Origin of the sequence: Streptomyces sp. NPDC048057 (assembly GCF_040653095.1) — a bacterium.
Classification (GTDB): domain Bacteria; phylum Actinomycetota; class Actinomycetes; order Streptomycetales; family Streptomycetaceae; genus Streptomyces.
The window spans coordinates 1-23,126 of record NZ_JBEZNF010000028.1 but is presented as its reverse complement, the minus strand read 5'-3'; the positions used below and the strand labels follow the sequence as shown (position 1 = coordinate 23,126).

Here is a 23,126-nt window from a genome sequence, read left to right as displayed (position 1 = left end):
CAGCCATGCGGACGTCCCCGTCCCTCGGCCCACCGGGCAGCGGCTGCGACCCGGTGGCGCTCAGCGTCGTGGTGCCCACCCGGGACCGGACCACCCGGCTGCTGTTGACCCTCACCGCGCTCGGGCAGCAGACCCTGCCGCCCGACCGGTACGAGGTCGTCCTGGTCAACGACGCCGCCGACGCCACCGGTGCGACCGATCTGAAGTCCGTCCTCGCGGCCGTCCCCGACCACGTGCCGCTGCGGACGGCCGCCACCGGCGGGCGCGGCCCGGCCCGGGCCCGCAACCAGGGTGCGGCCCTGGCCCGTGGGGAGGTCCTGCTCTTCCTCGACGACGACACCGTGGCCACCCCCGGGCTGCTCGACGCCCATCTGCGCGCCCACCGGGCAGCGGGACCCCTCGTCGTGCACGGAGCCGTCACCGACCTGTCCGCGTTCGCCCTGACCCCCGACCCCGCCGTGCTCCGCCCGGCCCTCGTCGGCGCCCGGGGCCGCAGCATCGACGCCGCCGCGCTCGCCGACCTCCCCGAGCACGCCCGCCTCTTCGGCCCCCGTCGCTCCTTCATCGAACGCACCGCGCGGGCGGTGCTCGACACCCCGGGCCGGGAGCGGCTGCACTGGCTCGCCTGCATCGGCACCAACACCAGCGTGCGGCGCACCGTCTTCGACCGGGTCGGCGGCTTCGACGAGCACTACGGCGACCTGTGGGGCGGCGAGGACCTGGAACTCGGCCTGCGGCTGAAGGCCGCCGGCGCCGCCTTCGCGCTGCTGGACGCCACCGCCTACCACCTCCCCGGGTTGCGCCGCGACGCCGCCGACCTGCTGGCGCGGTTCTGGCGGCTGGTCGCCGAACGCCACGGGGACCCGCGCCTCGCCGAGGTCGGCGCCTTCCTCGCCGGCCGGCTCACCCTCGACGCGCTGGCCGACCTGCTCACCCCCGCCGTCGCCCCCGACAGGGCTAGGTCCTGTACGGAGTTCCCGCGCGGCGTCGCGTCGCCTGGCACCGCCGCCTCAGGCGTTGTCGTCCCTCGCCGACAGCCCCCTACGCCCGAAGGGCGTGGGGGGACCCCCACCGTGTCGACTCTTCCCCTTGGCCCTGCGGCCCGGGAGGTGCCCCCATCCTCCGCCTTGGATTCGACGGCACCAGACACCGATCCTTCTCCCACGCGGGAACTCCGTACAGGACCTGGGCCGTGAAGGCCGCGCTGGAGGAGCTGGACGCACGGCGCCGGCGGGCCGCGCCGACCGCCGGCCAAGCGCTGGCCGCCACCTTCGTCGAGGTGCTGACGTCGACGCTGGCGCAGCTGCCCGACGCCGTGCGCACCACCGTCCCCGTCGTCCTGGCGGCCACCGACTACAGCGTGGAGACCACCTCCGCGTACGTCAGCCGGTGCGCCGAGGCCGAGGCGGGCGGGCGCCGGCTTCGGCCCTCGGAGGCCATGTCGCCCGAGCCCGCCCAACTCCTCCAGCACCTCGCGGAGCCGGGCACCTGGCGGGGGCCCGGATACGTCCTGATCAGCCCGGGAAGGGCGGCCGAGCAGGCGGTCCGCTGGGCCAGGGCCGCGGTCGACACCGGGCTGCACCCGGCCGTCGTCGTCTGCGCAGTGGTACGGGACCACGACGCGCCCGCGTTCCGGGTGGCGGCGCTCCCGGTGACCCCCGAGGGCACCGCCGCGGCGCGTCCCGCCCCCGCCGACGCGGTCGTCATCTCCGGCACGGGCCTGGTCACCGCCTTCGGCGCCGGGACGGACGCCTTCTGGCGGGCGCTGCTCGACGACCGGCGTGCCCTCGGCGAGTTGACCCGGTTCGACGCCGCCCGCTTCCGCAGCCGTACGGTCGGCCAGGCGACCCGCGACGAGCCGGTGGCGGTCGGACGCCCGGTGCGCCGCTCCTTCGCCGACCGCGCGGGCGCCGAGGCGCTGCGGGACGCCGGCATGGACGAACTCCCCGCCCGCACCCTCCTGGTTGCTGCCGGGGTGGTGCCCCATCTGCCGCGGGTCGCGGGCGCCCCGCGCATCGAGGAGATCGCCCTGGAGCCCGACTGGGCGGGCGAGGGCTTCGGCGTCGACGCCGGGGACGCGGCCGTGGTCGCGCACGCCTGCGCGTCCGGCGCCTTCGGCCTGGCCATGGCCCGCGAGTGGCTGCTCTGCGGCCTCGCGGACGTCGCCGTGGTCACGGGGGTGTCGGCGCTCAACCCGTACGACTACGCCTGTCTGGACGTGCTGCGGGCCACCAGCACCGACACCGCGCGGCCCTTCGACGAGCACCGCTCCGGCGTCACCGTCGGCGAGGGCGCCGGCGCGATCGTGCTGGAGACCGCCGCGCGCGCCGAGGCCCGCGGCCACCCGCCCCGGGCGACGCTCGCCGGCATCTCCTGCCGGGTCGCGGGCCAGGGCATCAGCCGGCTCAACGCGCACATCAGCGCCGACTGCATCCGCACCGCCCTGACGATGGCCGGCCGCACCTCGGTCGACCACGTCCACGGCCACGCCCCCGGCACCCGCCAGGGCGACGAGGCGGAGCTGTCGGCCCTCGACGAGATCGGCGCGGAACTCGGCTGGCGGGACGTGCCCGTCAGCTCCCACAAGGGCGCCACCGGACACCTGCTGCACGCGTCGGCCTTCCCCGCCGTCGTGGCCGCGGTCCGCGCCCTGCGCCACGGCGCGCTCCCGGGCACCCCCGGGCTGCGCACCCCGCTGGCCGCCCGGCACGTCCGCGTCCTGCGCACCCCGGAGCCCTGCCCGGGCATCCGTTCCGTACTGGTGAACAACTTCGGTTTCGGCGGCAACAACGCGGCGCTCCTGCTGACGGCGGGCACGAGCGCCCCGGACGGACGTCTGGAGTGGAGTACACATGGCTGACGCGGTGCTACTGACCCCCCGCGAGATCCTCACCGGATTCTCCAGCGTCAACAACCAGAACGTGCTCATCAACGACGAGGAGTACCTGCGCCTCGATCCGGCGATGCGGCTGTTCTACGAGAAGGTCCGGGAGAACCTGGGGGTGGCGTGCATCGCGGGCCACCTGCGCTCCTGCGGCTACTCGGTGCGGGCGCTGAACCTGCACGGGCGGCATCCCAGCGACGAGGCGATCACGGACCTGGTGCGTCGGGAGCGGCCGAGCTTCGTGGGCATCAGCATCATGTACGACCTGCACATCATCGATGCCGTACGGCTGTTGCGGTGCGTGCGGCGGGCGGATCCCAAGGTGTTCGTCGCCATCGGCGGGGCCTTTTGCACGTACAACGCGAAGCTGATCGCCGAGCGGATCCCGGAGGCGGACTGCGTGGCCTTCGGCGAGGGCGAGTTGACCGTCGAAGGGCTCATGGAGTGCCTGGCGGCGGGGCGTGACTGGCGGAAGGTGCCGGGCTTGTGGTTCTGGCAGGAGGGCCGGGTCCGCAGCAGCGGCCCGCCGAAGCTCCCCGACCTGGCCAAGGAGTCCTGGCCCGCGCGCGACCTGCTGATCCACCACCGCGAGACCGGCATCCCCACCCCCGTCGCCTCCACCTACACCAGCCGCGGCTGCCACGCCAAGTGCACCTTCTGCTATGTGCCGCGGGCGCCGGGCGTGGCGGTCGGCAACGCCTGGCGGGTCCGTTCTCCCGTCGACGTCGTGGACGAGATCGAGTACCTCCAGATGGAGTTCGGCACCCGTTTCCTGTGGTTCAACGACGACAACTTCGGCGGTGCCTTCGCCGAGGGGTACAGCCACGCGATCGGCTTCGCCGAGGAGATCCTGCGCCGCGGCGTGAAGATCTCCTTCCACTCCGAGTTCCGGGTGGACACCGGGCTCATCGACCGCGAAGCGCTCCAAACGCTGCGCCGCGCCGGGATGCTCTCCGCGCTGCTCGGCATGGAGACCGGCTCGCCCACCATGGCAAAACGCTTCCGCAAGGGCACCACCGTCGAGTACAACTTCGACGCCGCCCGGCTGTTCAAGAAGGAGGGCATCGAACTGGAACCCGGCTGGATCATGATCGAGCCGGGCACCACGGTCGACGAGCTGTGGCAGAACCTCGCCTTCATCGTCGCCGCCGACATCGCCCCCAGCGAGAACCCCTTCTCCTTCATCAGCCGCGCCATCGCGCTGCGCGGCACCGAGATGTACGACAAGGTCGTCGACCCCGGCACGCCCGAACTGCCGGACGTCGAGGGCCCCGCGAAGGACGTCCTGCTCGAAGCCCGCCGGGAGTACCGCATCCCCGACGGCCGCGTCGAGGACGTCTGGGCGGTCTGGAGCAGCGTCAGCGGCGAGGTCAGCGACCGCAAGGAGGAACTGCCCTTCCTCGCCCAGCTGATCGCCGACGCCACCCGGGCCCGCCGGGCCCGTAGGGAAGCGGGGCTGCGCCCACTGCTGGGCCGGCTGCGCCGCTGGGTCGAGGGGCTGCCCCATCTGCTGGTCGCCTTCCTCAACGTCGGGCTGCTGCTCGCCGACGAGGACCCGCCGCAGCTCGCGGCGCGGCTGGAGGCCGAGTTGCGTGCGCTCGTCGACGCGTACGACCGAGAACATCTGGGCCGCACCTACCCGGACTTCGTCGCGGACACCAAGAGGCGGTGTGCGGAGTCGGAGCGGGCCCTGGCCGGCTGAGCCCCGGTGCCGCGAGCCGGGAAGGCCGCGCGGGGCCGGGCGCCGCGCGGGGTCATGTGAGGAACGTCAGCGAAGAGGAAAAGGAGACGGGTCGTGTCGGATGTGCTCCTGCTGACCCCCCGGGAGATCCCCACCGGTGCCGCGAGCCTGAACAACCAGAACGTGATGATCAACGACGAGGAGTACCTGCGCCTCGATCCGGCGATGCGGCTGTTCTACAAGCGCGTCCGGGAGAACCTGGGCGTGGCGTGCATCGCCGGCCACCTGCGCTCCTGCGGCCACACCGTACGGGCGCTGAACCTGCACGGGCGGCATCCCAGCGACGAGGCGATCACGGACCTGGTGCGTCGGGAGCGGCCGAGCTTCGTGGGCATCAGCATCATGTACGACCTGCACATCATCGATGCCGTACGGCTGTTGCGGTGCGTGCGGCGGGCGGATCCCAAGGTGTTCGTCGCCATCGGCGGCGCATTCTGCACGTACAACGCGAAGCTGATCGCCGAGTTGATCCCCGAGGCGGACTGCGTGGCCTTCGGCGAAGGGGAGATGACCGTCGAAGGGCTCATGGAGTGCCTGGCGGCGGGCCGTGACTGGCGGAAGGTGCCGGGGCTGTGGTTCTGGCAGGAGGGCCGGGTCCGCAGCAGCGGCCCGCCGAAGCTCCCCGACCTGACCAAGGAAGCGTGGCCCGCGCGCGACCTGCTGATGCACCACCGCAAGACCGGCATCCCCACCCCCCGCGCCTCCACCTACACCAGCCGCGGCTGCCACGCCAAGTGCACCTTCTGCTACGCGCCGAGGCAGCCCGGAGTCATCGGCAGCTACTGGCGCGTGCGGCCCGTTGAGGACGCCGTCGACGAGATCGAGTACCTGCAACGCGAGTTCGGCACCCGCTTCCTGTGGTTCAACGACGACAACTTCGGCGGTGCCTTCGACGAGGGGTACAGCCACGCGATCGGCTTCGCCGAGGAGATCCTGCGCCGCGGCGTGAAGGTCTCCTTCCACTGCGAGTTCCGGGTGGACACCGGGCTGATCGACCGCGAAGCGCTGCGCACCCTGCGCCGCGCCGGCATGGACCTGGCGCTGCTCGGCATGGAGACCGGCTCGCCGGGCATGATGAAGCGCTTCCGCAAGGGCACCACCGTCGAGTACAACTTCGACGCCGCCCGGCTGTTCAAACAGGAGCACATCGAACTGGAACCGGGCTGGATCATGCTGGAGCCCGGCACCACGGTCGACGAGCTCTGGGAGAACCTGAAGTTCATCGTCGCCGCCCGGGTCCACGAGAGCGAGAACCCCTTCTTCCTCATCAACCGCGCCATCGCCCTGCGCGGCACCGAGATCTACGAGAAGGCCACCCGCTACGACCTGCCCGACATCCCCGGCGTCGACGGGCCCGCCCGCGAGGTGCTGCTCCAGGCCCGCCGCGACTACCGCATCGAGGACGAGCGCGTCGAACACCTGTGGACCGCCTGGAGCCGCATCTCCTCGGAGATCAACGACCGCAAGGAGAACGAGGTCCCCTTCCTCGCCCAGAGCATCGCCGACGCCGTCCGGGCCCGCCGCGGCCTCGACGCCGCGTCGCTGCGCCCCCTGCTCGGCCAGTTGCGGCTGTGGGACCAGGGACTCGCCGGTCTGCTGGTCGCCTTCCTCAACGCCGGGCTGCTGATCGCCGACGAGGACCCGCCGCACCTCGTCGAACGGCTGGAGGACGAACTGCGCGCCATGGTCACGGCGTACGACCGCGAACACCTCGGGCACACCTTCCCGGACTTCGCCGTCGAGGTCGCGCGGGCCTGCGGTGAACACACCCTCGCGCAAGTGCGGGGCTGACCGGTGGCCCCCGCCAGCGAGACGCCTCGCGCGCGGCCCGTCCGCTTCGCCGCCGTGGGCTGCGGACGCGTCTTCGAGCGCTACCACCTGCCCTGCGTCGACGCCCGCGACGACGTCGAACTCGTCGGCGTCGTGGACACCGACGCCGAACGGGCCCGCGCCCTGACGGCGGACCGCCCCGCGGTGTGGAGCGGTGACTCGGTGCACCGGCTCATCGAGGCCACCCGGCCCGACGCGCTGAGTGTGTGCACCCCCAACGACGCCCACGCCGAAGCCGTCCTCGCGGCCCTGGACGCGGGCGTCGCCGTGCTGTGCGAGAAGCCCCTCGCCGCCACGGCGGACGAGGCCCGGCGCATGGCGGCGCACCCCGCGGCCCACCTGCTGTCCGTGAACCTGCCCTTCCGCTGCCACCCGCTCGCGGCCCCCCTCGCCGCGGCGGCCCGGGCCGGCGTACGGCACGTCACCGCCGCCGTCGTCACCCCGGGCAATCGGGTCTGGCGGGCGTACACCCCCTGGTACGGGGACCGGGCGCGGGCCGGCGGCGGTGCTCTCCTGGACCTGGGCCCGCACCTCCTGGACCTGCTGGTCACCGTCTTCGGCGCCCCCGAGGTCCAGGAGTGCGAGGTGGACGCACCGGGCGTCGAGGAACGCGCCCGGGTGGAACTCACGTTCCCCGGCGGCCTGCCCGCGACCCTGCGGATCGACCGGGCCGCGCGCCGGCTGGACACCTCCGTCACGCTCACCACCGCCGACGGGGACCACGTGCTCGACCTGCGACGGGGCGAGTTCCGCCACGAGGACGGCACGGTCACCACCGCGGCCGGCCGCCCGGAACTCGCGGCCGTCACCGCCTTCTTCGACCGGCTGACGGCCGTCGACGGGTCGTCCGCGCCGCTGGCGGGCGCCAAGGAAGCACTGGAGGTGCAACTGCTGGTGGAGTCCGCGTACGACCGGGCACGAACTGCACCGCTCGCGTGAGCGCGCCGACAGCGCCAGCGCTTCCTTGTGCGCGTGTGGACAGGCCCTAGGCCAGGAACGCCAGCACCTCGGCGTCGAAGCGCTCCGGCTCCTCCCGGTGCACGTAGTGCCCGGCGTCCACGGCCACCATCCGTCCGTGCGGCACCCGCGCGGCGACCTCCGCCAGCAGGGGCCGGGGGACCGGGCTCGACAGCCCGCCGCTGATCACCAGCGTCTGCGCGGTGACGTCCGCCAACCGGCGCCACCACTGCTCGTCGGCGCGCCGCAGCTCGTCGATGATCGGCCGCACCGCCGCGGCGTCCAGCTCGCCCGAGCGGCGCAGCGCACGGAACTCCCGGTAGAGGGCGAGCACCTGCGCCCGGCTGCCGTCGCCCCCGCTCCGGGCGGCGAGTTCCGCCTCCGCCGCGGCGTCACGCGGCGGCGGCGGGGTGTCCTCGATCACCAGCCGGCGGACCCGCGCGGGCTGGCGCTGGGCGAGCAGCCAGCCGACGTGGCCGCCCATCGAGTGGCCCACGACGTCGATCCCGGACAGCTCGTGCGCGTCGAGCAGCGCCACCACGTCCGCGTACAGCGCGGCGAAGGAGTAGCCGGCGGACCGGGGGCTGCGGCCGTGGCCGCGCAGATCGGGGACGTACAGCCGGCGCCCCCGGACGGCCAGTTCGGAAGCGAGCCGGTCCCAGCTGGCGCCCGTCTCGCCCAGGGCGTGCAGCAGCACGGTCGGGCGGCCCGACGGGTCGCCGACGACCCGGCAGTGCAACGGCAGCACGGCCTCCCACGTCTCCGCCGGCGGGTCCGCACCGCCCTGACTTGTCCGACCACCGTCACGCAGCACTCCGCGATGGTATCCGCGGCGCCGTAGGATGCACACGGAGTCAGGGCGCCGCGGCCGAACCGCGCACCCGCCGTGCACCCGCCGCAGGGCGACACGGCGACCGACGCGACGAGCACGATGCGTGACCACCGCCCCTCAGGACACCGAACAGCACGACGCACACGAAGAAGTTGCCGACACGGTGAGGACGTCATGGTGAGCAAGGCCGCCCCACAACTGCGCCCGTCCCCGGGGGCAGTCCTGTACGAGGTCGCCGACGCGGTCGGCCTCCAGGAGGGCGCCCCCGGAGTCCGCGGCGTCCTCGCCGCCTTCCGCCGCCTCGGCGCCCCCGCGGTGCGCGACGTCAGCCGGGCCACCTCGCTGCCGGTGCCGCTGGTCGCCGCGGTCGCCAACGAGTTCCGCAAGCGGGGGCTGCTCAGCAAGGAGCGCCCCTCCCGCCTCACCCCCGAGGGCGCGGCCCTGACCGCGGACCTCGGGATGACCCTGGAGCTGTCGGCGCTCTGCGCGACCTGCGAGGGCACCGAGTACGTCATCCCCGACCGGCTCCAGGGCGCGGTGGAGGAGCTGCGCGAGATCATGGCGGCCGGCCCCGCGGTGGACCTCGCCCTCGACCAGTCGCACTGCACGGCGGAGACCAAGGTCCGCCGGGTGCTCGCGCTGATCGACGCCGGGCTGCTGCCCGGCAGCTCCCTCGTGCTGATCGGCGACGACGACCTGGTGTCCCTGGCGATCGGGGTCGTCGGCAGGGCCCTCGGCATCCAGCTGGCCTCCCGGCTGGCCGTCGTCGACATCGCCCCCCAGTTCCTGGACTTCATCGCGGACACCGCGACCGGCCTCGACCTGCGCGTCGACCTCACCCAGCACGACCTGCGGCATCCGCTGCCGCAGCGGCTGCGCGGCCAGTACGACGTGGCGATGACCGACCCGCCGTACACCGCCGAAGGCGCCCGGCTCTTCCTGTCCCGGGCCGTGGAGGCGCTCGCCGACGGGCCCGCCCGCAGCATCTTCTTCTCCTTCGGCTCCAAGGGCCCCAACGACATGTTGGACGTCCAGCGGGAGATCATGGACCTGGGCCTGGTCACGCACTCCTTCATCCGGAACTTCAACGCGTACGAGGGCAGCGGCATCCTCGGCGGCACCGGCTTCTTCCAGCACCTGCTCACGACCGAGGCCACCGGCCTCGCCGACGTCGACGAGTACCGGGGCCCGCTCTACACCCGCGACAAGCGCCGCCGGGCCCGTGAGTACCGGTGCACGGAGTGTGACGCCCGCTACGAGGTCGGCCCCGGCGCGCCCCACGCCTCGGTCGCGGAGCTCCAGCAGGCGGGCTGCACGGCGTGCGGCGGGACCCGGTTCCGGCCGGGGACCCTGGTGGCCGAGGCCGCCGACGGCGCCGGGACCACCGAGGGCTGACGTCACCCGGGACCGGGGCCGCCGCGGCGCCCCCGGTCACCGACGGCTACAATCGAGGGCATCATGCAAGGTGATTTTGGCGGTATCACGGTCCGCAGGGCCGACGAGCACGACATTCCGCGGATGGCCGAATTCGAGGTCGAGATCGCGAAGATCTCGTTCGCCGACGAGGCCATCACGGATCCCGCGGTGCACGAGAAGAAGCTCCTCAAGGCGATGACGCGCACCCGCGACGGGATGCTGGTGGCGTGCCGTGGCGACGGGCCGGCCGACGGCTGGCTGTGGATCACGGTCAACACCAACGCCATGAGCGGCGCCCGCTACGCGAACTTCCGCTCGCTGGCGGTCGCGGACGTCCCCGAGCGCACCGAGATCGGCGAGCTGCTGCTGGAGAAGGGTCTGGAGTTCGTCCGGTCCGAGGGCGTCGAGGAGGTCGTGGGCAAGGTCCACGTCCGGAACGTGCGGATGCGCACCCTCTACCGCAAGTTCGGCTTCGAGTCCACGCATCTGACGATGCGGCTCCCCTCGGCGGGCCCGCAGCAGTGATCCCCGACGACGCGATGGTCAAGTGCGTCGTCTGGGACCTGGACGACACTCTCTGGGACGGCATCGCCCTGGAGTCCCCCGACGGCACCCTGCCGACGCCCCGGCCCGAGGTCCTCCAGCTGATCGACCGGCTGGCCGCCTGCGGGGTCCTCAGCAGCGTCGCCAGCCGCTCCGGGCCCTCCGTGCTGGCACGGCTACGGGCCGACGCCGAGCTTTCGGGACGCTTCTTCGCACCGCAGGTCGCCTGGCACGACAAGAGCGAGTCGCTCCGCCGCATCGCCGGTGAGCTGAGGATCGGCCTCGCCTCCCTGGTCCTCGTCGACGACAGCCCCTACGAGCGCGCCGAGGTCCGCGCGGCCCTGCCCGAGGTGCTGACGCTCGCGCCCGAGGACGCCCCCGGACTGCTCGACCTGCCCGCGCTCGACCCCGCCGGCCTCACCGAGGAGAGCCGGGGCCGCGTCGCCCGCTACCGCGACGAGGCGCGCCGCAAGGAGGCCGAGGGGACCTTCGAGGGCTCCCGGGAGGACTTCCTGCGCTGGTGCGGGATGCGCGTACGGATGCGTCCCGCGCAGCACGCGGACGTCCCGCGGATCGTGGAGCTGGCCGCCCGCACCCACCGACTGAACTCCAGCGGCATCGAGCTGGACGCCGCCGCGGTGCGGTCGATGGTCGACGCGCCCGACTGGTTCCTGCCCGTGGCGGAGCTGACGGACCGGTTCGGGACGTACGGCATGGTCGGCACCGCCGTCGTCGCCGTGGCCGGCTCCGAGAATGGCGCCGACGCTGCCTGGGATGTACGCCTCCTCACCCTGTCCTGCCGGGTCGCCGGCCGCGGGGTGTCCGCGGCCTTCCTGCGCTGGCTCCTGGAGCGGGCCCGGGCGGCGGACGCCCCGGCCGTGCGCACCCCGGTGCGCATCGGCGCGGACAACATGGAACTGCGGCTGCTGCTGCGCCAGTTCGGCTTCCGCGCCGAACAAGACGGCGCCGCCGCGCCCCTGGTCACCTTCGCCCGCGCCACCGACGGGCCCCTGCCCGAAGCCCCTGCCTGGATCGAGTGTGAGTACGGAGCCGCGTCATGACGTCCGCTGAGCCACGGGACGCGCTGGAACAGGAGATCCGCGGGCTGATCGCCCGGGCCGTGGGCGTCGACCGGGCGCAGATCGACCACCTGCCCGCCGACACCCCCCTGTTCGGCCCCGAGGTGGGCCTGACCTCCCTCGCCGGCATGACGCTGCTGGCCCTGATCCTGGAGCGGTACGCCGTGGACGTCGCGCTGGAGGACCTGAACCTGGACGCGCTGGAGTCCATCGCGAGGCTGCGGGACTTCGTCGCCGAGTACCGCTGAGCCCTACGGGCGGCCCGGTCCCGCGTGCGCCTGCCGGGGCCGGGGTCACCTCCGGCGGGCGCGCTGGCGCCGTGATGAGTGTGCAGTGACGGCCCGCAGAGACCAACGCATCCGCAGGCAAGCGACGAGCAAGCGGCCCGTACCGCCAACCCCGCGGGAGGCGTCAGCGCACAGCGCGGTGCAGCCGGGAGATGTTGATCCGTTCCGGCTTCAGCGCCGCCTCGATCTCGGAGATCATCAGCTCGCCGTTGAGCCGCCCATAGGCCAACAGGTCGATGTTGGCCAGCCTGAATTCCGGCCATGTGTGCACGCACAAGTGCGACGCGGACAGCAGCAGCATCGCGGTGACGGCGCCGTTGGGGAAGACGTGCGACGACTCGTCGAGGACCGTCGCGTTGCCCGCGTGGGCCGCGTTGCGCAGGATCGACCGGAGCGCTTCCTCGTCGGTCAGGACGGCGGGGTCGGTGACCCAGACCTCCACCGCGTAGGAGCAGAGTTCACCCTGGATGATCTCGACGACGTCGCTCGACGAACCGTTGGCGCTCGTGCCGTGCTCTGTGGACATCGCGCCAGCCTACCGCCGTGCGCCAACTCCGCACAGCAGCAAGGGACATGAAGATCGCCGACTTCCCCGGCCCCCGGGGTGCGCGCCCTCAGGCGCCGCTTCCCGGTGCGCCGACGGGGGAGGGCCTGATCACCTTCCCGGTCTCGGTGGTCGCCAGTTCGGCCACGGCTCGGTACAGATGGGGGACGCGGGAGTCGGGCAGGCGCTCCCGGCAGAAGCGGTCGAGGGCGGCCAGGTCGATCGATTCCGGGGTGACCGTGGCGCTGATCCGCTGCCCGAGCACCGGGTCCGCCACCCCGACCACCAGACAGGACGCCACCTCGGGGAAGGCCAGCAGCACGGCCTCGATCTCCTCCGGGCTGACCTTGTCCCCGGCCACGTTGATGCAGGTCGACAGGCGGCCCTCCAGGACCAGCGCGTCCCCCGCCCAGCGCGCGAGGTCACCGGTGGTGAAGCCGTCGCGCACCGGTGCGGCGTCGACCGCCCCGTCCTGCGCGTATCCGAGCATCATCGACGGCGAGCGCACCGTCACCAGCCCGGCCGAGCCGCCGTTCGCCCGCCGGCCCGGGGGCGGTGCGAGGGTCACCGTGACGTCGGGGAGCGGCGCGCCCGGTGCGGGCGTGCCCGGCTGCCATGGCCGTGGCGGTCGTACGCAGATCGGGCCGGTCTCCGTGGTTCCGTAGACCTCGCCGACGTGACCGCCGAGGCGGGTCGCGATCGACGCGGCGGTGTGCTCGTCGAGCGCCATGCCGGCGGAGAGGAAGCCCACGGCGCGGGCGCCGGTGGGGTGAGCGCCCGCGCGGCTCGCCTTCGCGAGCAACCGCAGTAGCGGCGGCACCCCCACGAACAGCGTCACGTCGCCGGCCGCCGCCTCGCGCAGCAGCACCCGCGGCCGGCCCGCCTCCACACAGCGCACCCGCGCCCCCGCCAGCGGCGCGGCCAGGGCGCACAGCCCGAAGCCGTACGCGTGGTGCAGCGGCACCGGGGAGAGCAAAACGTCGCCCGGGCCGAGCCGCAGCGCCGTGCGGTAGTGCTCAGCCTCGGCCAGCAGGGCGGTCGCGGGGCGCAGCGCGAGCCGGGCGTGGCCCGTGGTACCCGAGGTCAACTGGGCCGTGGCCGCTGCTTCGTAGGCCCGTTGCGGCTGCCCCGCGCCCCGGCTCAGGGTGCGTCCCGGCCGTAGGGCCGCGGGGGAGCGGAGGGTCAGGGGCGATGCGTCGGGGGCCGAGAGCCATGCCAGCGGTGCATGGGCCTGGAGCCGTTCCAACTGCCAGGGGGTGCAGCGGCGCGACAGCGGCACGGCCACCGCCCCGACGGCCACCGTCGCGAGGACGTCGGCGATGAACGCGGCCGGCGGCCAGGCGACCGTCCCCACCAACTCGCCCGGCCCGACACCGTGCGCGCGGAGCGCGTCCACGGTGGCGTCGACGAGCGCCAGCAGCTCACGGGCGCCCGTGCTCTCCGCGTCGTCGCTGACGAGCGGGGCGTCGCCGAGGGCGGCGGCCCGCTCGCGCAGCAGGTCGACGGGCGCGATGCGGGCCGGCACCGTCAGAGCCCGGCGAGGGCGCGGCGCAGGGCGCTCGTCGCCTTGTCGATGACGTCCCGGGTGTGCGACATGCTCAGGAACCAGGGCTCCATCGCGTGCGGGTGGAAGTACAAGCCCTCCTTTTGCGCCAGCATCTGCAACTTGCGGTGCCCGGAGGGGTCGACGGCCGCGGCGAGCGAGCGGAGGTCGCCGGGGTCCTCGACGGGGGACTTGAGCAGGGACACCGACAGCAGGCTGCCGACCCTGGTGATGTGCACCTTCCGCTTCTCGGTGGCGAAGACCTCGTTCAGGCTGTCCTGCGCATAGGCGCCGACGGCCTCCAGCTCGTCGTACAGCTCGGGCAGTGAACTGATCTTCGTGAGGGTCGCGACGACCGCGCGCAGTGCGGCGTGGTTCCCGGCGTAGACGCCGGCGTGGTACGCGTCGTTGCGGGCGAGCATCCGCATGGCGTGGGCCCGGCCGCCGAAAGCGGCGACGGGGACGCCCCCGCCCATCGCCTTGGACAGCACCGTGAGGTCGGGCTCGACGCCGTAGAGCTCCTGGGCTCCGCCGCGGGCCACCCGGAAGCCGGTGATCACCTCGTCGAAGACCAGCATCGCGCCGTTGGCCCGGGTCAGCTCCCGCAGGAGTTCCAGGAACCCGGGCGCCGGCGGGATCACTCCCGCGTTGACCAGGACCGGTTCCAGGATGACCGCGGCGACCCGGTCGCCTTCGCGGGTGAAGAACGAACGCACGGCGTCGGCGTCGTTCCACGGCAGTTGGGCGGTGTGGGCGAGCGCTTCGGGGATCATCCCCGGGGCGCCGGGCACGACGTCCGAGGGGGTGCTGCCGGCGATGGCGAGCGCGGACTTGCCCGCGCGCAGGACCGTTTCGCTCCAGCCGTGGTAGTGCGCTTCGAAGGTGACGACGAGGGTACGCCCGGTGGTGGCGCGCGCCAGCCGCAGGGTGGAGGCCACCGCTTCCGTGCCGGAGTTGGCGAACCGGACCATCTCGACGCCGGGCACCAGGTCGGCGATCAACCGGCCGGCCTCGAAGTCCAGTTCGTGGGGGAGGCCCGTCATGTGCCCCTGGGCGAACTGATCGGCGACGGGGCCGAGGACGTCCTGGTCCGCGTAACCGAAGATGTGGGGGCCGTATCCCATGTTGCAGTCGATCAGTTCGCTGCCCTCGACGTCCCTCAGGAAACAGCCCTGCGCGCTGCGGACGACCAGGGGCACCGGTATCGCTGCGGCGCGGAGGCTGCTGCTGACGCCGCCGGCGACCACGCTCCTGATGCTGTCCAAACACTCGGCATTCGATGATCGAACAACGCCCCCGGTGCTCACAGAGAACCTCCGACTTCGACGCATGTGGGGACCACAGAGTCCCGCAGACATCTGAAGAGCGACAGAGCGCCCCCTCGGAATGGCTGATTTACGAGGGGTGGTTCGTCGCCGGGCCGGCTGGCACGATCTTCTTGGTGGATTTGCGAAAGCGGAGAAGCTGGAGGAGGCGGAGCAGGCCGATGGGCGAAGCAGCTGACGGGACGGGTGAGGAAGCCGGGGCAGCCGGGGAGGGTGCTGGGACGAAAGGGGAAAGTCATGACAGCGCGAGGGGCGGGGAGCCGGCCCGGCCCGTCGCGGTCGTGACCGGTGCGGGCTCGGGGCTCGGGGCGGCCGTCGCGGTGCGCCTCGCCGCCCGCCACGACCTGGTCCTGACGCACCTCGCCGCCGACGGCGGTCTCGCGGACACCGTCGAGCGGGCGACGCGCGCCGGCGCGGACGTCCTCGCCACGGTCGTCGGCGACCTGACGCAGCAGGGGACCGTGGACGCCTTCGACCGTGCCGTGCGCACCCATCGGGAGCGGCTGGAGGTGCTGGTGTGCAACGCCGGTGCCTATGAGTACCGGCCCTGGTCGCAAACCTCCGGGGACGACGTGCGGCGCGCCGTCGACGTGAACCTGATCGCGCACATGGCGTGCGTCCGCAGCGTCACCCCGCATCTGGTCGCGCGGGGCGTCGGCCGCATCGTCGCGGTCTCCACCGTCCTCACCCGCACCGGCCGGGTCGAACTCGTGCCGTACATCGCGGCCAAGGGCGGCCTTGAGGCGTTCGTCCGAGCGCTCGCCCGCGAACTCGGGCCGCAGGGAATCACGGTGAATTCGATCCGTCCCGGCTCCATCGAGTTGAGTTCTGACCAAAGATCCCATCCGGATTATCCCGCTTGGCGGGAGCGCGAGTTCGCACGCCAGTGCATGCAGCGGCACGGCAGCCCGGGCGATGTGGCGGCGGCGGTGGAGTTTCTGGTATCCCAAGATGCTGGGTTCATCACCGGGCAGAGCCTCGCCGTCGACGGCGGTTGGCATCTCGACTGAATGCCGGTGCCGGAATTCCAGGCCCGTGAAATCCATACGAGAAAACAAAAGGAAAGTCGCACGAATGGCGCACGACCATGAATTATCCACCCGCGTAAGACTGGTACGACACGGACAATCACACGCCAGCGTGCAGAAGATCGTCGCCGGGGGCGACAACTGCGCAGGACTCACCGACCGCGGCCGTGCCGAAGCGGCCCTCCTCGCCGACCGGCTGCGACTGGCGCAGGATCCGCCGCACACCCTGCTGACCAGCCCGATCCTCCGGGCCCACCAGACCGCCGCCGTCCTGGCGGACGGCCTCGGGCTCGGTGAACCGCTCGTCGAACCGGGCGTGCGGGAGATGGACTTCGGCGCGGCCGACGGGCTCTCGACCGAGGAGTACGCCGAGGTCCACGGCACGTTCGACATAACGGTCCACCGCGACCGGCCCTTCGCCCCCGGCGGGGAGAGCTGGTCCGCGTTCACCGGTCGGGCGCGTCGGGTGATGGACCACCTGGCGGCGCGTCACCGCGGCGACGACGTCATGGTGGTGTGTCACGCCGGCTTCGTCGTGGCCGCGACCGTCGGCCTGTTGGACGTCCCCCCGCCGGCGCTCTTCTCGGACGCCTCGCCGGCGCCCACGTCGATCAGCGAGTTCGTCCACGACGGACAGGGGTGGAGCCTGGTGCGGTACGACGACGCGGCCCATCTCGCCGAGCCGTCCCTGGAAGGTTCGCGCGGGCCCGCTTCGTAGCGGAGGGGCCGGCGGACCGAGGGGGCCGCACCCTCCCCGGCGGCGGGTGCGGCCCTTTCGTCTGCCTCGTCCCCGTCCGCAGTTCAGCGGGCCATCAGGGCGAAGACGCCCCAGCCGAGGTGCTCGCGCTCGTGCTGCACATAGCTCGCGGGGTCGGTGCGCAGCTCGTCCCGCACCTGCTCCGCCAGGTCGTCGTCCGGGTTCTCGTCCAGCCAGCGGCGGAGGTTGAACCACTGCGCCGCCCGGTACCGGTCCCAGCTGTCCTGGTCGGCCAGCACCATCTCCACGACGTCGTAACCGAGTCCGCCGAACTGGCCGATCAGCCCGGCCAGCGCCAGGTAGTCGGAGGGGTCGGCGGCGTGGCACGCCTGGACCGTGGCCCGGTCGGGCGGGTCCAGTCGCCAGTACGGATGGCCGATCAGCAGCAGGCCACCGGGGCGCAGGCTGCGGCGGAGCAGGTCGACCGTGCCCGGGACGCCGTCCCCGATCCAGGTGGCGCCGAGGCAGGCGGCGACGTCCACCGGCTCGTCGGCCACGTACCCGGAGGCGTCGTCGTGGACGAAGTCGACCCGGTCGCTCACGCCCAACTCCACGGCGCGCGAGTGTGATCGGGCGGTGAAGACGCTGCTGATGTCCACCCCCGTGCCCCGGACGCCGAGGTCCCGGGCCCAGGTGCAGAGCATCTCCCCGGATCCGCTCGCCAGGTCGAGCACCCGTGCCCCCGGCCTCAGCCGCAGCGCCCGGCCGACCGTCGCCAGCTTCTCGGCGGTGATCGGGTTGTGGATGCGGTGGCTGCTTTCGCGGAGGGTGAAGATGCGCGGCAGATCCACGGGGAGCGTCCTCACGGATGTAGGGGATATGAAGGTACATCCGTAACACATGGGGCGGCTGGCATCGGGGTGATCGCGGGTGGCGCGCGGGCGTCGAGCCGTTTCGACGCGGGGTGTAGCAGGCTGCCCCCTCGTCAGGGGGGCAGACGCTCGCATCCATGCGGATGTTGGCCGGATGGTGCCGTGGGTCCGCTGCGGACAGGCTGGTCGACATCACCGACCTTCGATTCCCCAGAGGTGTTCCCGTGCAGAGTTCGAAGTCCCCTCGCCGCCGTCGATCCGTACGCGCCGCGGTCGTCGCCCTGGTCGGCGCGGCGTGCGTCGCCGCGACGGCCGGCAGTGCCGGAGCGATCGTGGGCGGCGTGGACTCCACGCAGCGCCATGCGTTCATGGCGTCGATCCCGGTGTCCGCGGAGGGCATGCCGGACGGGGTGTGCGGGGCGTCGCTGATCGACCGCCAGTGGGTGCTGACCGCCGCCCACTGCCTGGACCCGGGCGTGGGCGTGACGCCGCAGGGCACGGTCCGCATCGGCAGTGAGCACCGCAAGTCCGGCGGCACCGTCCGCGCCATCGAGCGCGCCGTGATCCACCCGGGCTACGAGAACGGCATGGGCGAGACGTACAACAAGCACGACGTGGCGCTGGTCAAGCTGGACCGGCCGGTCGCCCGGAAGCCGATTCGCATCGCGGAGCGTCCCGGTCCGCCCGGCACCCCGACCCGGCTCCTGGGCTTCGGCACCACCGTCGACACCCCGATGGTCTTCGCGGAGCGGCTCCAACAGCTCGACACGCGCAGGGGTGCCGCGCAGGAGTGCGCCCCCGGATACGCGGACGAGACGCGGCTGTGCACCATCAGCCGGGTGCCCGACGCCATGGCCTGCCACGGCGACTCCGGCGGACCGCAGATCCAACGGGGCAAGGGCGGGCGCTGGGAGCTGATCGGCGTGACCTCCGGCCCCGGCGCCCCCGGGGTGCCCTGCTCGCAGGGCCCGGGCCTGTACGCCAGTGCACCGGCGTACGCGGAGTGGATCCGGGACACCCTGGCCGGCCGCGGCTGACCCCGCCCGGTGTCGCCGCGCGGTCGTCCGAGCGCGGCGGCCGCCCCGTAAACCGGACGTGGTCCTCCACGCCCCCTGACAGCTCCCGCCCGCCCCTGCGGACTCCCCGACCGCCCCCGGGCCGTAAGTCCGCTGCTTCGGTACGCCGTTGGGGCCGTCCCGCCGACGCCCGAGTTGACCGGGCGGCGGCCGGCGGCGCTCGGGAACGGGGCCGGGATCGGGAAGTCAAGTGAACGGGCGATAACGGAAGGGCCGTTCCGTGCAGCCTCCGGAGCCGTGGTTACTGCTGATTCACTTCACCGGAATCGGGCCACGTCCCAGGGAGGCATCCATGGCAGTCGATCAGCATGCGGCACCCGGCTCCGAGCCCCACGCGTCCAAGGCGGCCGACCGGGGCTCGGCCGCGCACCGCCGCAAGGCGTGGATCGTCATGGCGCTGCTGGTGGGGCTGATGCTCGTCAACTTCGCGGACAAGGTCGTCGTCGGCCTCGCCGGTGTCGGGATGAAGCAGGAACTCGGTCTGGACGACCGGGACTTCGGCTTCATCCAGAGCAGCTTCTTCTGGCTCTTCTCCCTCGGGTCCGTGCTCGGCGGCTGGCTCGGCGGGAAGGTGCGGGTGCGGTGGCTGCTCGCGGGCGTCGCCGCGCTGTGGGTGCTCAGCCTGGCGCCGATGGCCTTCCAGGTCGGCTTCACCGCCATCGTGGCGTGCCGGGTGCTGTTGGGCTTCGCCGAGGGGCCGACGACGGCGCTGGCGATGCAGGTGGCGCACTCCTGGTTCCCCGCGCACCAGCGGGCGGTGCCCAGTTCGATCGTGGTCGCCGGCGCCGGTCTCGGTCCGCTGATCGCGGCCCCCGTGCTGACGTGGGTGATCAGCGAGCACTCCTGGCACGCCGCCTTCGGGGTGCTGGCGGTGTTCGGGGCGGTCGTGGTGGTGCTCTGGCTGTTCGGCGGCGACGCGGGCCCCGAGTCCGCCGCCGCGGAGGAGGCGCCCGAGGGCGGGCCCGCCGCGGTGGTGCTGCCGAAACGGGTGCCGCTGGGCAGCCTGTTCCGCACCGGCACGCTGATCGGCGCCATGCTGCTGTTCTTCGTCGCGTACGCCAACACCGCCATCAAAGTGAGCTGGCTGCCGCTGTATCTGGAGGAGGGCCTCGGGTACGACGCGACGACCGCGGGCAACCTGGTCGCCCTGCCCTACCTCGGCAGCGCCACCGCCGTGATCTGCGTCGGCTTCTGGTCCCGCTCGCTGACCAGACGCGGGGTCAGCAACCGCGTCACCCGCGGCGTGCTGCCCGCCGTCATGGTCCTCGGCTCCGGGACGTGCGTCCTCACCTTCTCCGCCCTGGACCGCGGCCCCCTCCAACTCGTGCTGCTGGTGCTGAGCGCCTGCCTGAGCGCGGCCGGCTTCGGGGCCGGCTTCGCGGGGCTGTCCGACGTCGTCCCCGCCGGCCAGCGCGGCGTGGTCTTCGGCGTCGTCACCGGCTTCTACAGCGCGGCCGGGATCGTCGCCCCGATGGTGATGGGGAACATGGTGGCCGCGGGCCGGACGCGGGCGGACGGGTACGGCGACGGCTTCCTGCTGCTCGGCGCGTTCATGGCCGTCGGCGCGGTCGTCGCGCTGCTGCTGATCCACCCGGACCGGGACGCGCGCAAGCTCGCGGAACAGGGGCGCGGCGCGAAGATCGGCCACCCGCGGCGGCCCGTCGCCTGAGCCGTGCCCCGCACGTCACGACGGCCTCGACAACAACCGCCGGGTACGGGCCGGTGCGGACGGCGGCAGGGTCGCGACGACGTCCGTCAGGGTCGTCGCGGCGAGCGAGGCGCGCCACGCCTCGTGCGCCTCGGCCATCTTCACCGCGAGGACGCAAGGGGCGAGGCACGCCTCCGGCGGTGCCGCCCCCCGCCCCTGCTGCCGGATCTCCCGGCACTCGTACGGCGCCGAGGCGCCGTCCACCGCCTCGACGACGTCCAACAGGGTGATCTCGTGCGCGGGCCGGGCCAGCCGGAACCCGCCGCGCGGGCCAGTGGTCGCGGTGAACACGCCCGCCCTGACGAGCGTCTTGAGCTGCTTGACGAGATACGGCGCCGGCAGGTCGTAGTGCGCCGCCAACTGCACGGCCGACACGCTCGTGCCCGGTTCGAGCTGCGCCAGGGCGGCGGCGCAGTGCAGAACCCACTCAGTACTCACAGGCAGCTTCACGGAAACGATTCTATCGTGGACATTGAAGGTCCATATAGTCTTGAATTGCTTCGCGCCTCAACAGTCGTCAGCCGCGCCGGCTGCCCTGCTTCCGCGCCCAGTGGGTCGTACCGAAGGAGAGAACGCGCCATGAAGATCGCCATCGCCGGTGCCACGGGGAACATCGGCTCCCGCACCGCCGCCGCCCTCGAAGGGCAGGGCCACGAGGTCGTCCGCATCAGCCGCTCCCTCGGCGTGGACCTGACGACCGGCGCCGGCCTGGACGACGCCCTCGCCGGCGTCGCGGCCGTCGTCGACGCCACCAACTCCACGGCCACCGACCGGGACGAGGCGGTCGCGTACTTCGGCACCACCACCCGCACCCTGCTCGCCGCCGAAGCGCGCGCCGGCGTCCGCCACCACGTACTGCTCTCCATCGCGGCCGTCCACCGCACCGAGGGCAATGCGCACTACGCCGGCAAGCGGGAGCAGGAGCGGCTGGTCACCGAGGGGTCGGTGCCGTGGACGATCGTGCCGTTCACCCAGTTCCACGACTTCGCGGAGATGGTGGCGGGGTGGACGGAGCAGGACGGCGTCGCCCCGATCGCCCCGCTGCTCATCCAGCCCGTCGCGCCCGCCGACGTGGCCGACGTGCTCGCCGAGATCGCGGTCGGCGAACCGCAGGGCCGGTACGTGGACGTGGCCGGGCCCGAGACCCAGGACCTCGTGGACATGGCCCGCCGCACCCACCAGGCCCGCGGCCGGACGGTGAAGCTGGTGCCGACCTGGTCGGGCCTCTTCGGCCCCGGCATGGCGGGCGAGATCATGCTCCCGGGCCCGGACGCCCGCATCGCCCCCACCACCTTCGACGACTGGCTCGCCGAGCAACGCCGGTAGTCCGCGCCCGGAAGACCCCGTGCCACCGCGCCATCGCCGTGCGGCGGGCTCGTCGTGCGGCGGGTTGTTCGCGCAGTTCCGCCCCCTGTGCCAAGAGGGCATGGGAGGTACCCCCAGCGCCCCTGATTCGCTGCCCCCGTCACTTGGGTGCGGGCTGAGGTGGAGGTTTTTGGGGGCGCGGGGAACTGCGCAGACCCTACACCCTGACAACTCGAAAAGCACCAGGTCAGACGCAGAAAAGCCCCGTCCGGCGCGTGGCCGAACGGGGCTGTTTGCTGCCTGATCAGGAGCAGAACGACGACTTCACCGCGGACACGATGCGCGCCGCCTGGTCGTCGTTAAGGGTGGGCACGGTGCCTCCTTCGTAGCGGCTCCGCGCGTGCTTCTGAACCGTCGCTGCGTCCTTGCCTTCCTTGATGTCCAGACACACGGAGCGGGCTCTACTGACCGCGCGCTCCTCCTTGGCAACCAAGCCTGCGTCTACGGCTGCCAGAGCCCGTATGAGGGCTGCACGCTGCTGCGCGTCCGGTGTCGGAACACCACTGCCCGTAACGGGCGCTGACGGCTCCGCAGCGGCTGCGGAAGCCACGACCGACGCTTTGGCAGTCGGCTTGTCGTCGGTTCCCTTGTCGTCGTCCTCGAACAGCGAGAGAACGGCTCCGAACGCCAACACTGCCCCGCCCACGATGACCCACGTCTTACGCTCCACTGCGGTCCCTCCCCTGATCACCTAACTGCACGTGCTCATTACACACTGATCACGTCGACTGCACCGCAGGTACACGAAAGCCCCGTCCGACACGTGGTCGAACGGGGCTGACAGTGCCTATTGGTGCGCTACCTGATCACGTCGTCAGGGCTCGGCCCGGCGCCGTACTGCGTTGCGTGCTCGGGGCAGGCGTACTGAGTGAGCGGGGCTCCGCCTGCGCGCTCGATGGAGCCGACGACCACGGGGGCGTTGGTCTTGTGTCCGCAGTGGACGCACCACGCGGTGAACGGCTCGGCGGTGTCTGCGTGCAGCCATTCGCGGGTCATGCGACCACCGCCGTGACGCCCTCGGGCATGTAGGCGTAATCGATGCCCACAAGGGCGAGAGCGACCGCTACACGGCGCTGCGCCTGCTGCTGCCTCTCGATCCACGGGCCCATGTACGGCGGGATGCGGAACGTTCGGGGCGGGGGCGGCATGGTCCGGGCGAGGACGTGCACAGGGATCGGTGTGCGGGGCGCGCAGATGACGACCGGGGCGGGTCGGGGCGAGTCGGCGGGGGCGCGGTGACGACCCCGGGCGGGGACGAGTAGGCGCAGCAGCCACGTACAGGCGCGGACGATAAGGTCTCGCATGTCCTGCGCCACGAAGCGCTCTGACGTATCCCCGGTAAAGCCGGGAGGAACTCGGAGGTGTGTTCCTGGGTCCGATGACTTACTGCGCCCCGAAA

The 23,126-nt window shown here is 72.6% G+C and carries 23 protein-coding genes; 14 read left to right on the top strand and 9 right to left on the bottom strand.

Features of this window, described 5'->3' with window-relative positions:
• The first annotated feature begins 5 nt into the window (after positions 1–5).
• From AB0E05_RS28390 to AB0E05_RS28370, 5 genes are all read left to right on the top strand, one after another.
• The gene (locus AB0E05_RS28390; protein WP_361968546.1) at positions 6–1,196 is read left to right on the top strand and encodes a glycosyltransferase; all 1,191 of its coding nucleotides are present in this window, start codon (positions 6–8) and stop codon (positions 1,194–1,196) included.
• Positions 1,193–2,860, top strand: a complete 1,668-nt coding sequence (locus tag AB0E05_RS28385) for a beta-ketoacyl synthase N-terminal-like domain-containing protein (RefSeq protein ID WP_361968544.1) — start codon at positions 1,193–1,195, stop codon at positions 2,858–2,860. Before AB0E05_RS28390 ends, AB0E05_RS28385 begins: the two co-directional genes overlap by 4 nt.
• Positions 2,853–4,586, top strand: coding sequence for a radical SAM protein (locus AB0E05_RS28380; protein WP_361968542.1), 1,734 nt, complete (start codon positions 2,853–2,855; stop codon positions 4,584–4,586). The genes AB0E05_RS28385 and AB0E05_RS28380 overlap by 8 nt, the downstream gene beginning before the upstream one ends.
• Before the next feature lie 93 nt (positions 4,587–4,679).
• Complete coding sequence (locus AB0E05_RS28375) at positions 4,680–6,416, top strand: radical SAM protein (RefSeq protein ID WP_361968540.1); 1,737 nt, start codon at positions 4,680–4,682, stop codon at positions 6,414–6,416.
• A gap of 3 nt (positions 6,417–6,419) precedes the next feature.
• Positions 6,420–7,394, top strand: a complete 975-nt coding sequence (locus AB0E05_RS28370) for a Gfo/Idh/MocA family oxidoreductase (RefSeq protein WP_361968538.1) — start codon at positions 6,420–6,422, stop codon at positions 7,392–7,394.
• 46 nt (positions 7,395–7,440) lie between these two features.
• On the opposite strand, the gene AB0E05_RS28365 is transcribed toward AB0E05_RS28370, so the two are convergent.
• On the bottom strand, positions 7,441–8,226 hold the full coding sequence (locus AB0E05_RS28365; RefSeq protein WP_361968536.1) for an alpha/beta hydrolase: 786 nt from the start codon (positions 8,224–8,226) through the stop codon (positions 7,441–7,443).
• A 192-nt stretch (positions 8,227–8,418) separates the two neighbouring features.
• Between AB0E05_RS28365 and AB0E05_RS28360 the strand changes: the two genes are divergently transcribed.
• From AB0E05_RS28360 to AB0E05_RS28345, 4 genes are all read left to right on the top strand, one after another.
• On the top strand, positions 8,419–9,639 hold the full coding sequence (locus AB0E05_RS28360) for a bis-aminopropyl spermidine synthase family protein (protein WP_361968534.1): 1,221 nt from the start codon (positions 8,419–8,421) through the stop codon (positions 9,637–9,639).
• A 123-nt stretch (positions 9,640–9,762) separates the two neighbouring features.
• On the top strand, positions 9,763–10,185 hold the full coding sequence (locus AB0E05_RS28355; protein WP_361968532.1) for a GNAT family N-acetyltransferase: 423 nt from the start codon (positions 9,763–9,765) through the stop codon (positions 10,183–10,185).
• Positions 10,182–11,264, top strand: a complete 1,083-nt coding sequence (locus AB0E05_RS28350; protein WP_361968530.1) for an HAD-IIIC family phosphatase — start codon at positions 10,182–10,184, stop codon at positions 11,262–11,264. Before AB0E05_RS28355 ends, AB0E05_RS28350 begins: the two co-directional genes overlap by 4 nt.
• Positions 11,261–11,530, top strand: coding sequence for a phosphopantetheine-binding protein (locus tag AB0E05_RS28345; protein WP_361968528.1), 270 nt, complete (start codon positions 11,261–11,263; stop codon positions 11,528–11,530). Before AB0E05_RS28350 ends, AB0E05_RS28345 begins: the two co-directional genes overlap by 4 nt.
• Before the next feature lie 163 nt (positions 11,531–11,693).
• On the opposite strand, the gene AB0E05_RS28340 is transcribed toward AB0E05_RS28345, so the two are convergent.
• The 3 genes from AB0E05_RS28340 to AB0E05_RS28330 form a co-directional block, all read right to left on the bottom strand.
• Positions 11,694–12,095 (bottom strand): S-adenosylmethionine decarboxylase, encoded by a 402-nt coding sequence (locus AB0E05_RS28340; protein WP_361968526.1) that lies wholly within the window; start codon positions 12,093–12,095, stop codon positions 11,694–11,696.
• Between the two features lie 88 nt (positions 12,096–12,183).
• On the bottom strand, positions 12,184–13,638 hold the full coding sequence (locus tag AB0E05_RS28335) for a fatty acid--CoA ligase family protein (protein WP_361968524.1): 1,455 nt from the start codon (positions 13,636–13,638) through the stop codon (positions 12,184–12,186).
• 2 nt (positions 13,639–13,640) lie between these two features.
• Positions 13,641–14,921, bottom strand: coding sequence for an aspartate aminotransferase family protein (locus AB0E05_RS28330; protein WP_361968522.1), 1,281 nt, complete (start codon positions 14,919–14,921; stop codon positions 13,641–13,643).
• Between the two features lie 341 nt (positions 14,922–15,262).
• Between AB0E05_RS28330 and AB0E05_RS28325 the strand changes: the two genes are divergently transcribed.
• Complete coding sequence (locus tag AB0E05_RS28325) at positions 15,263–15,991, top strand: SDR family oxidoreductase (protein ID WP_361968520.1); 729 nt, start codon at positions 15,263–15,265, stop codon at positions 15,989–15,991.
• Positions 15,897–16,727: a histidine phosphatase family protein gene (locus tag AB0E05_RS28320; protein ID WP_361968518.1), complete on the top strand. Its 831-nt coding sequence runs from the start codon at positions 15,897–15,899 to the stop codon at positions 16,725–16,727. Before AB0E05_RS28325 ends, AB0E05_RS28320 begins: the two co-directional genes overlap by 95 nt.
• A gap of 83 nt (positions 16,728–16,810) precedes the next feature.
• On the opposite strand, the gene AB0E05_RS28315 is transcribed toward AB0E05_RS28320, so the two are convergent.
• Positions 16,811–17,557 (bottom strand): class I SAM-dependent methyltransferase, encoded by a 747-nt coding sequence (locus tag AB0E05_RS28315; protein ID WP_361968703.1) that lies wholly within the window; start codon positions 17,555–17,557, stop codon positions 16,811–16,813.
• 245 nt (positions 17,558–17,802) lie between these two features.
• Here AB0E05_RS28315 and AB0E05_RS28310 point away from each other — a divergent pair, with 245 nt between their 5' ends.
• The gene (locus AB0E05_RS28310) at positions 17,803–18,615 is read left to right on the top strand and encodes a serine protease (protein WP_361968516.1); all 813 of its coding nucleotides are present in this window, start codon (positions 17,803–17,805) and stop codon (positions 18,613–18,615) included.
• Between the two features lie 331 nt (positions 18,616–18,946).
• Positions 18,947–20,323, top strand: a complete 1,377-nt coding sequence (locus AB0E05_RS28305; RefSeq protein ID WP_361968514.1) for an MFS transporter — start codon at positions 18,947–18,949, stop codon at positions 20,321–20,323.
• 15 nt (positions 20,324–20,338) lie between these two features.
• Here the strand turns inward: AB0E05_RS28305 and AB0E05_RS28300 are convergent, their stop codons facing one another.
• Positions 20,339–20,812 (bottom strand): Rrf2 family transcriptional regulator, encoded by a 474-nt coding sequence (locus tag AB0E05_RS28300; RefSeq protein WP_361968512.1) that lies wholly within the window; start codon positions 20,810–20,812, stop codon positions 20,339–20,341.
• 129 nt (positions 20,813–20,941) lie between these two features.
• Between AB0E05_RS28300 and AB0E05_RS28295 the strand changes: the two genes are divergently transcribed.
• Positions 20,942–21,688: an SDR family oxidoreductase gene (locus AB0E05_RS28295; RefSeq protein ID WP_361968510.1), complete on the top strand. Its 747-nt coding sequence runs from the start codon at positions 20,942–20,944 to the stop codon at positions 21,686–21,688.
• A gap of 283 nt (positions 21,689–21,971) precedes the next feature.
• Here AB0E05_RS28295 and AB0E05_RS28290 read toward each other — a convergent pair whose 3' ends face one another.
• From AB0E05_RS28290 to AB0E05_RS28280, 3 genes are all read right to left on the bottom strand, one after another.
• Positions 21,972–22,397, bottom strand: coding sequence for a DUF732 domain-containing protein (locus tag AB0E05_RS28290; protein WP_361968508.1), 426 nt, complete (start codon positions 22,395–22,397; stop codon positions 21,972–21,974).
• 128 nt (positions 22,398–22,525) lie between these two features.
• Positions 22,526–22,723 carry a hypothetical protein gene (locus tag AB0E05_RS28285; RefSeq protein WP_361968506.1) on the bottom strand — a complete coding sequence of 66 codons (198 nt, stop codon included), beginning with the start codon at positions 22,721–22,723 and terminating at the stop codon, positions 22,526–22,528.
• Complete coding sequence (locus AB0E05_RS28280; RefSeq protein ID WP_361968504.1) at positions 22,720–23,031, bottom strand: hypothetical protein; 312 nt, start codon at positions 23,029–23,031, stop codon at positions 22,720–22,722. Before AB0E05_RS28280 ends, AB0E05_RS28285 begins: the two co-directional genes overlap by 4 nt.
• Positions 23,032–23,126: the final 95 nt, after the last annotated feature.